The sequence below is a fragment of the Mycobacterium celatum genome, assembly GCF_002101595.1.
GTDB lineage: Bacteria > Actinomycetota > Actinomycetes > Mycobacteriales > Mycobacteriaceae > Mycobacterium > Mycobacterium celatum.
The window spans coordinates 37,656-51,453 of sequence record NZ_LQOM01000027.1 but is presented as its reverse complement, the minus strand read 5'-3'; the positions used below and the strand labels follow the sequence as shown (position 1 = coordinate 51,453).

Here is a 13,798-nt window from a genome sequence, read left to right as displayed (position 1 = left end):
GGAGCCAGGATGCGCCGCGGCGCGGCGTCGCCGGCTGAGCCGTCATCAGTCGTTGCCCGGCGGGCGCCGCGACCGCGACTTGGCGAACCGGTCGGACAGTCGCCGCATCCGGATCATCAGCGCGGCCGACGGGCTGACCTTGGCCTCGAGGTAGTCGGCCAGGTCGTTGGCCGGCACCCCGATGCGCGACGCGAATTCCCGTGGGCCCAGCCCGGATCGCTCCATCAGCAGGCGTACGTGGCGGGCCACTTCTTCGCGCTCGTTGGCCTCCAGGTGCGCGCGGGCGCGATCGAGCACCTCCGCGAGCGCCTTGGAGATGCCGTAGGGGCGGGCCCGCTCGAGAACCTCTTCGACCTGACGGGCGGTGCGGCCGTACGGGTCTCGCTTGATTGCGACCGCGATCTGCTTCCAGGTGGCGATGTCGCCGCTTTCCAGCGCCGCCCGGATCGCCGAGGTGGGCCAGAACTCGACGGGCTGATCGGCGTAGGCAGGACGGGGCGGCCGCTGCGGCGCCGGGCGGGCGCGCGGGGCGGCGGGGGACCGATGCGGCGCCGGTCCGGGGCGTCGGTCCGATGCCAACGTCACCTCGCCTCCTCCAGCATCGCCACCGCCACCGACAGGCAGCGTTGCCTGACCTCCTCCCAGTCTGCCTTCCCATCCGGTTCGGGCCACTGATCGTCCTCGACATCGGACGGGTGTGGATCCGCGAGCCGACGAACCAACTGGGTAGCGATCCATTGTCGCTTGGATGATTGACAACAGTAGTACCTGTCCATCCCGGCCAGCACGACCGCGGCGGTTTCGGGCTCCATCGCGTCGACCAGCTCAGCAAATTCGAAGTAGTCGCGGCTGCTGTTGCGGGACATGATCAGGTAGCCCTTGAGACGTAGCGTTTCCGCCCCGGTGGGGATTTGCAGGCGGTCCCCTGTCGGCAACTGCACGTGAGTGGTTTCCACCGGGCTGCGCCGCTCGAACCTGGGGTGGTCGGCTCGGCGTTCGCTTTCCAGCGCATCCAGGGCGACGGAGAGCCGGCCCCGCCACAGCGTGACCGGATGCACCGGCCGCACCGACCGCCCGGCGCCGTTGCGGTGCGGCAGGCCGCCGACGAGTTTGCGGGCCACCGACCCACCGTCGGTGCCGTTCGCGGCGGCGGCCAGGGCGACGCGGTGGGTGGCGGCGTCGTCGCCGCCCTTGACCCGGCCGCGCAGATCGCCGTTACGCCCGCACCCGGTGAACGCCAGCGGGTCGGCCACGCAAATCGCGTCCGGGACAAGGTGTTTGAGCTTGGCCGCCGACTTGAGCACCATGCGCAGGTCGGCGCCCGGCACCACCGGCGCGGAGATGTCCTCGGGAATCATCACCACGTCGCCGAGGTCGGCCATAGGCAGCGGTTTTTCGAAGTCCACCGATGGCAGGATGCGGTGCAGCCAGCCCGGCAGCCACCAGTTCCACTGGTCGAACATCGCCATCAGGGCCGGCACCATCACGAGCCGCACGACGGTGGCGTCCACCGCGATCGCCACCGCACAGGCCACCCCGATCTCGGCGACCAGCGGCATGCCGGCGAACGCGAATCCGATGAACACCGCGATCATGATCAGCGCCGCGCTGGTGATGGTGCGGGCACTGGTGCTGACCCCGTAGGCGACGGCGTCACGGGTGTGGCCGGTCTGCAGGAACCGTTCCCGGATCCGGGTCAGCAAGAAGATCTCGTAGTCCATCGACAAGCCGAACGTCATCGCCAGGACCAGGGGCGGAACCGTGCTGTCGATCGATGTGATCGGTGCGAAACCGAGTTTCTCCAGCCAGCCCCACTGGAAGACCATGACCAGGCTGCCGTAGGCGGCCGCCACCGACAACACGGTCATCAGCACGCCCTTGAACGCCAGGAACACCGACTGGATCGACAGCAGCAGCATGACGAACGCGATCAGCGCGACGAACACCAGCACCCACGGTTCGGTCCTCGACACCTGGTCGTCGAAGTCTTTGATCAGCGCCGTGGGACCGCCGATGGCCACCTGGGCCGAACCGACCTCGGGCAGGCCGGGCAGATGGGTCCGCATCCAGTCCACGGTGTGTCGGGCGCCCAGATCCTCGGGGTCGACAGCAAGGACTGCGGAGAGCATGGCGCTGCTGTTGTCGTCGGCGAACACCGGCGGCGCCACCGTGACGATGTCGGGCGCCTGCGCGATCTCGTGCCGCAGCGCCTCCAGCGTCTGGTTGTGTGCCGGGGCGGACGCGTCTCCGCTGGGGAAGGTGATCAGTACCTGCACCGGGCCCAGCGCCCCGGGTCCGAGCGCCTCGGCCGCGCCGGCCACCCCGGCGCGGATCTCGTGTGACGAATCGAACTGTCGCAGCAGGCTGTTGCCCAGCACCATCGACAAGGCCGGCGCCGCCATGGCCAGCAGAACCGCCGCGGCCGCCAGTGCCCATGCCCATGGCCGGTGCATCACCCAGCTGATCCAATGCGTCCAGAACCGCGACTGGGTGGTCTCGGGCCGTCGCGACCAGTGCAGCACCGCCGACCTCTTGGCGGCCGCCCGGCCGAACGTCGCCAGCACCGCCGGCGTCATCGTGGTCGACGTCAGCATCGCCACAGCGACCGCCAAAATCGCGCCGGTGGCCATCGACGCCAGCGCCGGCGTGTCGATCAGGTAGATCCCGGTCAGCGAGGCGACGACGGTCATGCCGGACAGCACCACCGCCAGCCCGGAGGTGGCCATCGCGGCGTCGACGGCCTCGGCGGGCTGACGCCCGGCGCGCAGTTCCTCGCGGAAGCGCATCAGAATGAACAGGGAGTAGTCGACGGCCAGCGCGATGCCGAACATTGACACGGTCGAGGTGACGAACACCGACATCGTGGTGTAGGCCGACAGCAAATAGACCAGGCCCATCGTGATCGCGACGGTGCAGATGCCCAGCGCCAGCGGGATCGCCGCGGCGGCCAGCGATCCGAACACCGCCAGCAACACGATCAAGATGATCGGAAGGTTCCATTTTTCCGCGGCGGCGATGTCGTGTTTGGTGTTGGCGGCCGCCGCCGTACTCAACGCGCCCTGGCCGATGACGTACAGCCGCACCCGGCCGTTCGCGATCTGCCCGGGTTTGTCGCCCTGCACCCCGACCTTCGTGCGCAGCTTCTTGGCGGCATCACTGGCGCTGTTGTTGTTGGAATCCAGCCGCAGCGACACCACATAGGGCCGGTCGGGCTGCGGCGCCCGCTGGGTCGGGTTGGGCACGATCACCACATCGGGAACCTCGTCGGCGACCCGCTTTAGCATCGCGACGGCGTCGTTCATGTCTTCGAAACTGGCGTCCGCGCGCGGGGCCGCCACCAGCGCCAGCGGCGAAGCGCCCTGGTCGGGGTAGTGGGCCTCGAGCTCGTCGTGCACGCGCAGCGACTGCGAGCCGGCCACCTCGAAGCCGCCGCCGGTCAGGTGACCCGACTGGGCCACCGTCAAATAGATCGCAGGTATCAGCGCGAGCAACCAACCCGTGAAGACCACCCAGCGGAAGCGGCGCAGGTTGCTGCTGAGGCGCATCATGAACTGCTGGATTGCCGCGCCTCCCCACTTTCCTGCTACCCGTGTTTCGTGCAGGCGAGCCTACCGCAGCATGCTGTAAAGTACTTCGGCTTCGGGTCGCTGAGCTGCAACGACTCGGCATCGGCGACCGTTACTCTGCGGCCCGGCCCGCGCAGTTGCTGGAACGCCACGATTGGCGACGACGCTGCAACGGATGGCAGGATGTCCGGTGGGCGTGTCCGGGTCGGGGATCAGGTCCCAGTGCTGCGTGGCCAGGCCGGACGTCCGCAACCCCTTAAGGAGTGTTCATGACGACGAGTGCAACGTTGCGCCACAGGCTCTTTGGCGTACTGACCGCCACCGCGCTGGGCGGCGCTGCCCTCGTCGCGTCGGCTGTGCCGTCCGCCGTCGGTGCGTCCGATCCCTGCGCCGCAAGCGAGATGGCGCGGACGATCGGCTCGGTGGCGAAGTCTGCAGGTGACTACCTGGACTCGCATCCGGAGACCAATCAGGCGATGACCAACGTCCTCCAGCAGCCCGCCGGCCCCCAATCGGTCAACTCGCTGAAGTCGTATTTCGACGCCAACCCCAAGGTGGCCGGCGACCTGCAGACCATCTCGCAGCCACTGACCGCGCTGTCGACCAGGTGCAAGCTGCCGATCAGTATCCCGCAGGTGCTGGGCCTCATGCAGGGAGCGCAGAACGGGCTGCCCGGTGGTGGCGCGGCTCCGGCGTTGCCGGTGGCCGGCCCGACGGGCGGTGCTCCCGCCAGCGGCGCCCCGGTGGCACCGGCCGGGCAGGCGCCCGGCCCGGCCGCACCGGTCGTCGTCAGGTAGCTGCCCGACCCCCGGTTTCGGGGTCCGGTGGCGGCAGTGGGCCTTGTAGGGCGCCGTCGCCGGGATCGGCCGGCGGGATGTGGTCCATCGCGTCCGCCTCGCTGTCGGGCTCGACCTCGTTTTCGGTGCGGAACATGAAGAAGAACACCACCCAGCCGACCGCGGCGATCAATAACCAGCTGATCACCCGGTAGATCAGCATCGCCGAGATCGCGTCGGGCAACGACATGCCGCTGGATACCAAACCGGGGACCAGCACCGCCTCGACGACCAGCAGCCCGCCCGGCATCAACGGGATCGTGCCGACCGCACGCGCCGCCGCGTAGGCGACCGTCAGCCCGGCCACCGATGCATTGCCGCCGGCGGCGTACGCGGCGAAGCCGAGGCACGCCACGTCGGCGATCCAGTTGAACAGCGACCACGCGAACGCCACCGACAGGTCGCGGCGGCCCAGGCTGACGGACTCCAACTGGTCCAGGGTCTGCCGCCACTTGTCGATGCCGGTAGCGGCGGGCTTGCCGCGAACGGAGTTGACCCACGACAGCACCCGCAGACCGATGCCGTCGATCAGCTCCGGCCGCGACGCCACCGCTTGCCCCAGCAACAACAGCGCGACAAAGCCACCGAGGGTGAACAGCAACGAGAACGGGTTGTTCTTCGCGCCCAGAAAGAACGCGCCGCCCAGACCGAGCAGGGCCAGCCCCACCGCCTGCAACACACCCGACATCACCAGCTGCCACGACGCCACCACCGTCGACGCGCCCCAAATCCGTTGCTGCCGAAGAAGAAACGTGGCCGAGAGCACCGGCCCTCCGGGCAGCGTCGTGCTCAGCGAGTTGGCGGCGTAGAACGCGGCTTCCGACCGCCACTGCTTGACTTCGACGCCGGCGGACCTCAGCAGGGTCCGCTGGATCTGCGCGAAGCTGTGCATCGACGCGCCGGCCGCCAGCGTTGCGGCCAACAGCCAGTACCACTGGGCCGAGTACAGGCTCTTCCATGCCTTTGCCAGCTGGTCCCAGACCAACGCCACCTCGACCGCAAGGACGACTGCGACGATGCCCAGGATCACCCAACGGAGCCACCAGTACTTGCCGTGGACGGGCGCTTCGGCCTGACCGTCGACGTTTTGTGGCGGCGCGTCATGCGACACGTGGTTTAGGGTAGCCGCGCAGGTCGCGCAGGGATCGTTGCTCTGCATCGCGCCGTGTCGGTGTCTGCACTGATTCTTTGGCATGGCGGCGGCCGAGCCGGCGGTTAGGCTACCGGAATGCCGCCCGAGCAAGACGAATTCGTCCACCCGCTACTGCGCAAGGCGGCGGCATGGTCGTGGCGACTGATGCTGATGCTGGCCGCCCTCTTGGCGGTGTTGTGGCTGATCAAGCGCCTTGAGCTGATCTTCGTTCCGATGGCGCTCGCGTTGCTGCTCTCGGCACTGCTGCTACCCGGTGTCGACTGGCTGGACCGACACGGCGTGCAGCGTGGACTCGCGGTGTTCCTGTTGTTGCTGACCGGGTTGGCTGCGATCGGCGGAATTCTTGCCTTCGTCGTCAGCCAGTTCATCGACGGCTTGCCGGCATTGGTGAACCAGGTGACCCGCTTGATCGACTCGGCCCGCAAGTGGCTGATCGAAGGTCCGGCGCACCTGAGCCGGGACCAGGTCAACAACATCGGCAACACCGTGACCGACATGCTGCAAAAGAATCAGGCCAAGCTGACCAGCGGGGCGCTGTCCACCGCTACGACGGTCACCGAGATCATCACGGGCGCATTTGTGGTGCTGTTCACCCTGATCTTTTTCCTGTACGGCGGCCGCAACATCTGGCGGTTCATGGTCAAGATCTTTCCCAGCCAGGTGCGTGAAAAAGTCCACGGAGCCGGCATCGCCGGCTTCCAGTCACTCATCGGCTATGTGCGGGCGACGTTCTTGGTGGCGTTGGTCGATGCCGTCGGGGTCGGTACCGGGCTGGCGATCATGGCCGTGCCGCTGGCATTGCCGCTGGCGTCGTTGGTCTTTCTCGGTGCATTCATCCCGCTGATCGGCGCGGTGGTCAGTGGATTTTTGGCGGTGGTCGTCGCGTTGATCGCCAAGGGCTGGATTTACGGGTTGATCACGCTCGGCGTGATCATCGGCGTGAACCAGTTGGAGACCCATGTGCTGCAGCCGCTGGTGATGGGCCGCGCGGTGTCGATCCATCCGCTGGCGGTGGTGGTGGGAATCACGTCCGGCGGTGTGCTTGCCGGGATCGTCGGTGCATTGCTGGCCGTCCCGAGCATCGCGTTTGCTGACCGGGCAGTGCGGGCGCTGATGGCCCCGGGTCCATCTACGGAGGAGGAGGGCGCACGCAACGACAACGGCTCGACCCTCATTCATGCCGAACCGGACGAGGTCGAGGCCGGTCCGGCCGCAGAACCCAGTAGTTAGAAGCGTCCTTCGCGGCGCAGCAAATCCTGCGCGCTCAGACCCCCGCTGCGACGCTGCCGCGTCCGCTCGGCTTCTGCGGCGTTGCGCGCCCGGGAGTTCAGTTTCTCGGTGGCCATGTCGGAGTCGTCGTCCGACGGCGCGGTGGGGATGGCCGTGGTGGCTTCGTCCTCGTCGTCGGCCTGTTCCCGGTGCGCCGGAATCGACCGCGTCTGGTCGGCAGGCGGCTGCGCCTGCGGACGCGGCTCGGCGTTGCCCGCGGGACGTGAACCACCTTGGCGCTCACCGGGTTTAGGCCCGCGCAGTTCGCTGAGCCAGGACTCGATCTCGCGGTCCTGGGGCGGCGTGCCCGACGGCGGGGACCGGCGTTCACCGCCTGAAGGTTCCGGCGCGGCGTTCTTGGGCGCGGCGAAGCGCGTCGTCTCCGGCTCTTCGGAAGACTCCGGCGGTGTCGGGGTCCGCATCCGGGTGGTGCCCGCCGCCGACGGCGTGTCCTGACGCGGCGGCCGGTACTCCGGCCGCGGGGCCGATCGCGGGCGGGCGGCGCCTTCCGCGGACGGGTGGGTGGGATCGTGCGGCGGTCGCGGTTTGGTGGCAACCGGACCACGCGGCGCGGCGGCAACCCGCTCGGGCCGACGCTGCGCGGGCCGCTTGCGCTCGGGCGGCAGGTGGATTTCGCCGAGGCCGAGGCGAGTCTGCAGCCGCTTCATCCAGCGCGGCGCCCACCAGCAGTCGTCGCCGAGCAGCTTCATCACCGACGGCACCAGGAACATTCGCACCACCGTGGCGTCCAGCAGCAGCGCCGCCATCAAGCCGAACGCCAGGTATTTCATCATCACCAGGTCGGAGAACACGAACGAGCCGGCGACCACGGCAAGGATCAGCGCGGCAGCGGTGATCAGGCGACCGGTGGTCGCCGTCCCGATCCGGATGGCCTCCGACGTGGACATCCCGGATTCCCGCGCCTCCACCATCCGGGAGACCAGGAACACCTCGTAGTCGGTGGCCAGGCCCCAGCCCACCGCGACCACCAGCGCGATCACCACCACCATCAACGGCGTCGGGGTGAAGTTCAGCAACCCTGCACCGTGTCCGTCGACGAAAATCCAGGTCAAGATTCCCATCGTCGAACCGAGCGTCAACGCGCTCATCACCGCGGCTTTGATCGGCAGCACCACCGACCCGAATGCCAGGAACATCAACAGGGTGGTGGTGGTCAGCAGGATCACCAGCATCAGCGGCCCCTGGGCGGACAAGGCGTGGATGCTGTCCTGCTCGAGTGCCGGCGTGCCGCCGACCATCAGCTCCAGCCCCTTGGGTGGCGGGATCGCCCGCAGCTCTTTGATTTTCTGCGCCGCGTCGTTGCGGTTGATCAGACCGTTCTCGATCACCCGGACCGACTTGTCCTTCGATGCGCCGGGCAGCACGGGACGTTCCTTCCACATATTCGCCGGCCCGTTGTCGGGTTTGACGAACCCGCTGATCCCCATCGCCCTGTTACGGATGTCGGCGACCTGCTGGTCGGTGACCGGCTTGTGGTTGTCGGATTCGATGACCAGGGTCAGCTTCTCGGTGCGGAACCCGGGGAAGATCTTGTCGAACTGCTCTTGGGCTACGCGGCTGGGATTGTCCGGCGGCAGGTACTTCTCGCTCATCCCGCCGAAGGACAGCTTCCCCAACGGGATGATCAGCAGGATCATCGCGATCACGATCGGCACGGCGAACGCCAGCGGCCGCTTCATCACGACGTTGACGAGCTTGCCCCAGAACTCGCCCTCGACTTCCTCGCGGGTCTTGGTCTTCTGGGTCTTGTCGGCCAGGAAGTTCAGCCACCAGTTCATCGGCTTCCAGTTACGGAAGAACGGCACCCGCAACAGGGTTCGCACCCCGAGCGCGTCGACGTGGTGGCCCAGCACGCCCAGACAGGCCGGCAGCAGCGTGATCGACAGCAGCGCCGCGAGCCCCACCGCCGCGAAGATGGCGTAGGTCAGCCCCTTGACGAAGCCTTGCGGCATCACCAGCAGGGCGGAGGCCGAGACGATGATCAGCACTGCGGAGAACACCACGGTACGACCGGCCGTCATCACACTGCGGCGCACCGCGGCCTCGGTGTCGTAGCCCTCGGCGATCTCCTCACGGAAACGGCTCACCACGAACAGCCCGTAGTCGATGGCGAGACCCAAACCGATCAGCGAGATCACTGGCTGGGCGAAGAAGTTCACCGGCCCGAACAGGGTGACAAACCGCAGGATGCCCGTCGCCCCGGCGATGCTCAAACCGCCGACCATGACCGGCAGCCCGGCGGCAACCACCCCGCCGAACACGAAGAACAGCACCACCGCCACCAACGGCAGCGCCAGGACCTCCATCCGCCTCTGGTCGGTGGCGATGGTGCCGGTCAACGCGTCGGCGATCGGCTGCAAACCGGCCAGTTTGACGGTGCCGCCGTCGAGCTTTTGCAGGCTCGGCTGGACGGCCTGGTAGTTCTTCAGGATGGTGTCGTCGTCGTCGCCCTTGAGCTGAATGGACGCGAAGGCGTGCTGCTTGTCGGCGTCGGCCATGGTGCGCAGCGCCTCGGGATTGGTGAAGTACCCCACCCAACTGAGCACCTGGTCCGGGTGGTCGCTTTTGACCTTGTTGAGCTCGTCTTTGGTGCTGTTGAACCACTGCTTGTCGTCGACAGTCTTGCCCTTGGGCGCGGTGAAGACGGCGACGATGTGACTGGTGCGGTCGCGACCGTAGACCTGGTCGCCAAGGATCGACGCCTTCACCGACTGGCTGCCGTCGTCGTAGAACCCGCTCTGAGTGACGTGCTTGCCGAGGCTCATCCCGAAGATGCCGCCGCCAAGGCACAGCGCCACCATGACCCCGATGACGATGTACCGGTAGCGGTATACAGTTCGGCCCCACCAGGCGAACACGTAAGCTCCTTACTGGATCTGCTGAAAAATCTCCGTGACCCGCGCCCTTTATCTAGTTGTCACACACGCGAGGTCAGTAGCGACGACAGCGGCCGGAACGGCTGCAGCCACGCCCCCTGCTCAGGCAGCGAATCCAGTCCGATTCGCGGCAGCGGTTCCCGAAAAACACCGTCGATGTCCTCCAGGTCGACGAACTCCAAGGTATCCGACGCTAACGCCCAACTCGCGTGTTCGCGAAATCCGAGCACCTGGACGGGGACCCCGCCGTGCGAGATCTCCTCCAGCGGTTCGCGGAACGCCTGGCCGTCGGCGGAGGCCACCACCAGCGCGGCCAGACCCTCCTGGCGGCGCAACGCGATGTGTTGGAGCATGTCGCCATCCACATCGGAGTCGTCATCAATCTTCGGCTTGGCAAAGACGGCGAATCCCACGTTACGCAACGCATCCACCCACGGCCTCACTACTTCAGCGCTGCCCGGCGCGATGTTGGTGAACACGGTGGCCTCGGGTTCGCTCGAAACATCGTGCCGATCGGTGGCCACCTCGGCGGTGCGGGTCAGAAGCCAGCGGCCCAGGGCGTCGAATCGGGGTCGTTCCAGCGCCGTCGGCCGGCGGCCAAGGATGGACCCAAGACCCATGTCCAGGTTGGGCGCGTCCCAGACCAGCAGCACCCGTCGACCGGCGGGGCCGCCGGCCGGTTCCGCCGGCACGGGTATCAGGTCGCCCGTTTCTTCGGTCAGGCTCATGGACTGTTTCTTTCCCAGAGCAATTCGGTGACGGCACTGCCGGCGTGTTGTGCCTTGGTCTCGTACTTGGTCGTCGGACGGACAACCGAAATGGGCAGTGACCGGTCGTCGGGATCGACCCGGCGCAATCGTGGTTCGGCGTCGCCGGCCTCGGCGATCTGCTCGGCGTAGCCGGCGTGATCGGTGGCGGCGTGCAGCACTCCGCCGGGCCGCAACCGGTCGGCGATGAGGGCCACGGTGGCCGGTTGCAGGAGCCGGCGCTTGTGGTGGCGGGCCTTGGGCCACGGGTCGGGGAAGAACACCCGCACCCCGGTCAATGTGCCCGACGGGATGAGATGCTCGAGGACGTCGACGGCGTCCCCGCGGATCAGGCGGATGTTGCCGACGTTCTCCCGGTCGATGGCGCTCAGCAGCTGCGCCAGCCCGCGCCGATAGACCTCGACCGCGATCACGTCGACGTCCGGTTCGGACCGTGCCATCGCGATGGTGGAAGTCCCTGTGCCGCAACCGATTTCGAGCACCACCGGCGCCTCGCGGCCGAACCAGGCCCGGATGTCCAGTGGATCGGCCGGCCCGTCGGCGCTGCGGGCCACCGTGCCGAGTTGCGGCCACAGGCGGTCCCAGGTCCGCTGCTGGGCGGCCGAGAGCGCGGAACGCCGGGTCCGGAAGCTGGTGGTCCGGGGATAGCCGCCGGCGGGCACGCCGGTGTCCGGGCGCGCCTGGACCCCGGACTGTGCGTGCATTTGTCCATCGTTACCCATATACCCATGGTGTAGCCGCACCGCGGTACAGATTGATACCCAACAGTTGCCTTCGGCTGGTATCTGGTGATGGCTGGCTCGCGCCCCGGGCGGGCAGATGTCACGATGCGATTGGGAGCGGCGCTCGCCGGTTCAGCGGGCCAGTTCAGCGACAATGGGCGGGACATGAGCGGACAGCGGCACCGGGATTTCCACGACCAGCTCGCGCGATATGCCGCCGACGCCCGCTGGGCCGCGATTGCCGAGCGGGTCGACGCGCCGCTGCGGGTCGCCGTGTCAGGGCGCCGCGGGGTGGGCCGTCGTACCGTCGCGCGTGCGCTTGCCCTGGCCGGGGTCTCGGTGACGCCCGACGCCGATCTACAGGTCCACGTCGTCGCCGAGGTGGTCAAGCCGGAGGACCGGGCCGAGATCGCGGCGGCCCAACTGCCCGTGCTGGCGGTGCAGAACAAGGCCGATGTGGCCCGCGAACCGGTGGCCGCGCTCGGCGTGCCGATCCAGCCGATGGTGGGATTGCTGGCTGTGGCCGTATTGGACGACGAGCTGTGGGACGCGCTGCGGGTGCTGGCGGTCCGGCCGGCCGACCTGAGCTCTCCAGACAGCTTCGTCGCCGGCGTGCACCCGGTGCGGGCCGGGGTCCGCCGGCGTCTGGTCGACACTGTCGACCTGTTCGGCGTCACTCAGTCAGTCGCCGCGATCCGCCAGGGCGTGTCGAAGGCCGGGGTAGGGGCCCGGCTTCGCCGACTGAGCCGCATCGACGCCGTGCTCGCCCAGTTGGCGGCTCTCGGCGCCCAAGTGCACTACCGGCGGATGCTGGACGCCGTCGCCGAGCTGGAGGCGCTGGCTGTCACCGACCCCCGGGCCGCCGAGTTCCTGTCCCGCGACGACACGGTGATCGCCCGGATGGCCGCCGCGGTCGACGTCGTCGAAGCCGCGGGCCTGCACGTCGACCGCGGCGAGAGCCCCGCGGCGCACCTGCGCCGGGCGGTGCAGTGGCGCCGCTACGGTCACGGCCCGGTGAGCGGCATCCACCGCGCCTGCGGCGCCGACATCGTTAGGGGATCGCTGCGGCTCTGGTCGCACGCCGGGGGATCGCCATGACCGATCCGGTCGCCGACGTCGACGCATTGGTCGGCGCGATCGGGCCGCGGCTCAGTGCGCCCGGCATTCAGCGCCGCGACGCGGTGCTGGTGACCGGCCCGTGGCTTGCCGGAGTCAGCGGCGTGGTCAGCGTGCTGCGCGAACGGCTGCCCGAGCACACCTTCGTCGAGTCGGCGGAGCTGGCGCCCGGCGAGGCGCCGAGCGCCGTAGTGTTCGTGGTCTCCGCGGCCGCGGTGCTGACCGAATCCGATGCCGCGCTGCTCGACGCAGCGGCCACCGACACCGACCCGGTTATCGGTGTGGTGTCCAAGATCGACGTGCACCGCAACTGGCGCGACGTGCTGGCCGCCGACCGTGACACGCTGGCCGAGCACGCGCCTCGCTATGCCCGGATGCACTGGGTGGGCGCCGCCGCGGCGCCCGAACGCGGCGAACCGCGCGTCGACGACCTGATTGCCGCGGTCGAAGAGCAGCTGGCCGACCCCGACCTTGCGCGACGAAACCGGTTGCGGGCCTGGGAGTCTCGGCTACGGACCCTCGTGTGTCGCTATGACCGCGACGCCGAGGGCGCCGGCCGCCGGGCGCGGGTCGAGGCGCTGCGCGAGCAGCGTAACGCCGTGCTGCGGCAGCGGCGACTGTCCAAATCCGAGCGCACGATCGCGCTGCGCAGCCAGGTCCAGCAGGCCCGCGTGCAGCTGTCTTACTTCGCCCGCAACCGCTGCGCCTCGGTGCGGTCGGAGTTGCAGGAGGACGCGGCGGGCCTGAGTCGGCGCAAACTGCCGGACTTCGAGGCCTACGCCCGCGACCGCGTCGAGCAGGTGGTGACCGAGGTGGACGAGGGAACCACCGCGCACCTGACCGACGTCGCGCAAGTGCTCGGCTTTGCGGTCGAGCCGCCGGCCGCGGAGTTGCCGCAGGTGGAGATCGGCGCGCCGCCGCTGAAGTCGAGGCGGCTGGAGACCAGGCTGATGATGCTGCTGGGCGCCGGCTTCGGGCTGGGTGTGGCGTTGACGCTGAGCCGGCTGCTGCTCGACCTGGCGCCAGAGCTGACCGCTGCCGGGATCGTCGCCTGCGTGGCGATCGGTCTGGCGGTCACCGTCTGGGTGGTCGGCACCCGCGGCCTGCTGGCCGATCGTGCGGTGCTCGACCGCTGGGTCGGCGAGGCGACCGGATCGCTGCGCTCGGCGGTCGAGCAGATGGTGGCCACCCGGGTGCTGGCCGCCGAATCGGCGCTGAACGCCGCGCTCGGCGAAGCGGACGAGGCCGAAAGCGTGCGGGTGGCCGACCAGGTCAGCGTCATCGACACCGAACTGCGTGAACATGCCGTCGCGGCGGCTCGGGCGGCGGCGTTGCGGGACCGGGAGATGCCGACGCTGCGGTCCGCGCTCGACGCCGTGCGCGCGCAGCTGGGCGACGGCGCCCAAGCCGAGACCGCGGAGTCGGTGCCGACAATTGGGGCAGATGAGGCGATCTGAATCGTTCTTGTGAGT

10 protein-coding genes are annotated in these 13,798 nt (G+C 68.6%); 4 read left to right on the top strand and 6 right to left on the bottom strand.

The annotated features are described in order from the left end of the window. Positions 1 to 45 precede the first annotated feature (45 nt). On the bottom strand, positions 46 to 585 hold the full coding sequence (locus AWB95_RS11365) for a transcriptional regulator (protein WP_085168238.1): 540 nt from the start codon (positions 583 to 585) through the stop codon (positions 46 to 48). After that, positions 582 to 3,548: an MMPL family transporter gene (locus tag AWB95_RS11360; protein ID WP_085168237.1), complete on the bottom strand. Its 2,967-nt coding sequence runs from the start codon at positions 3,546 to 3,548 to the stop codon at positions 582 to 584. Before AWB95_RS11360 ends, AWB95_RS11365 begins: the two co-directional genes overlap by 4 nt. 287 nt (positions 3,549 to 3,835) lie before the next feature. On the opposite strand from AWB95_RS11360, the gene AWB95_RS11355 reads away from it, so the two are divergent. Continuing rightward, positions 3,836 to 4,363, top strand: a complete 528-nt coding sequence (locus AWB95_RS11355) for a hemophore (protein ID WP_085168236.1) — start codon at positions 3,836 to 3,838, stop codon at positions 4,361 to 4,363. Here AWB95_RS11355 and AWB95_RS11350 read toward each other — a convergent pair. Next, a complete protein-coding gene (locus tag AWB95_RS11350) occupies positions 4,356 to 5,513 on the bottom strand; it encodes a lysylphosphatidylglycerol synthase transmembrane domain-containing protein (RefSeq protein WP_062540604.1) in 1,158 nt (385 codons plus the stop codon). The genes AWB95_RS11355 and AWB95_RS11350 overlap by 8 nt on opposite strands. 117 nt (positions 5,514 to 5,630) lie before the next feature. Here AWB95_RS11350 and AWB95_RS11345 point away from each other — a divergent pair, with 117 nt between their 5' ends. Beyond that, positions 5,631 to 6,785, top strand: coding sequence for an AI-2E family transporter (locus AWB95_RS11345; protein WP_062540605.1), 1,155 nt, complete (start codon positions 5,631 to 5,633; stop codon positions 6,783 to 6,785). On the opposite strand, the gene mmpL3 is transcribed toward AWB95_RS11345, so the two are convergent. Genes mmpL3 through trmB form a run of 3 tightly spaced genes read right to left on the bottom strand, consistent with a single transcriptional unit; the run spans position 6,782 to position 11,210 of the window. Further along, the gene (mmpL3, locus tag AWB95_RS11340) at positions 6,782 to 9,703 is read right to left on the bottom strand and encodes a trehalose monomycolate exporter MmpL3 (protein ID WP_085168235.1); all 2,922 of its coding nucleotides are present in this window, start codon (positions 9,701 to 9,703) and stop codon (positions 6,782 to 6,784) included. The genes AWB95_RS11345 and mmpL3 overlap by 4 nt on opposite strands. Before the next feature lie 59 nt (positions 9,704 to 9,762). Next, positions 9,763 to 10,449 carry an NYN domain-containing protein gene (locus AWB95_RS11335; RefSeq protein WP_062541524.1) on the bottom strand — a complete coding sequence of 229 codons (687 nt, stop codon included), beginning with the start codon at positions 10,447 to 10,449 and terminating at the stop codon, positions 9,763 to 9,765. Continuing rightward, positions 10,446 to 11,210, bottom strand: a complete 765-nt coding sequence (trmB, locus tag AWB95_RS11330) for a tRNA (guanosine(46)-N7)-methyltransferase TrmB (protein WP_062541523.1) — start codon at positions 11,208 to 11,210, stop codon at positions 10,446 to 10,448. The genes AWB95_RS11335 and trmB overlap by 4 nt, the downstream gene beginning before the upstream one ends. Before the next feature lie 165 nt (positions 11,211 to 11,375). Between trmB and AWB95_RS11325 the strand changes: the two genes are divergently transcribed. Together AWB95_RS11325 and AWB95_RS11320 are read left to right on the top strand one after the other, a co-directional pair. Beyond that, positions 11,376 to 12,308 carry a hypothetical protein gene (locus AWB95_RS11325; RefSeq protein WP_085168234.1) on the top strand — a complete coding sequence of 311 codons (933 nt, stop codon included), beginning with the start codon at positions 11,376 to 11,378 and terminating at the stop codon, positions 12,306 to 12,308. Beyond that, complete coding sequence (locus tag AWB95_RS11320) at positions 12,305 to 13,783, top strand: hypothetical protein (RefSeq protein ID WP_085168233.1); 1,479 nt, start codon at positions 12,305 to 12,307, stop codon at positions 13,781 to 13,783. Before AWB95_RS11325 ends, AWB95_RS11320 begins: the two co-directional genes overlap by 4 nt. The last annotated feature ends 15 nt before the right edge of the window (positions 13,784 to 13,798 follow it).

What these genes read in the sequence shown, in the direction of transcription:
- AWB95_RS11360 (WP_085168237.1), bottom strand. Translation starts at nt 3,548, where the DNA reads ATGATGCGCCTCAGCAGCAACCTGCGCCGCTTCCGCTGGGTGGTCTTC.
- AWB95_RS11355 (WP_085168236.1), top strand. Translation starts at nt 3,836, where the DNA reads ATGACGACGAGTGCAACGTTGCGCCACAGGCTCTTTGGCGTACTGACC.
- AWB95_RS11345 (WP_062540605.1), top strand. Translation starts at nt 5,631, where the DNA reads ATGCCGCCCGAGCAAGACGAATTCGTCCACCCGCTACTGCGCAAGGCG.
- AWB95_RS11335 (WP_062541524.1), bottom strand. Translation starts at nt 10,449, where the DNA reads ATGAGCCTGACCGAAGAAACGGGCGACCTGATACCCGTGCCGGCGGAA.
- trmB (WP_062541523.1), bottom strand. Translation starts at nt 11,210, where the DNA reads ATGGGTAACGATGGACAAATGCACGCACAGTCCGGGGTCCAGGCGCGC.
- AWB95_RS11325 (WP_085168234.1), top strand. Translation starts at nt 11,376, where the DNA reads ATGAGCGGACAGCGGCACCGGGATTTCCACGACCAGCTCGCGCGATAT.
- AWB95_RS11320 (WP_085168233.1), top strand. Translation starts at nt 12,305, where the DNA reads ATGACCGATCCGGTCGCCGACGTCGACGCATTGGTCGGCGCGATCGGG.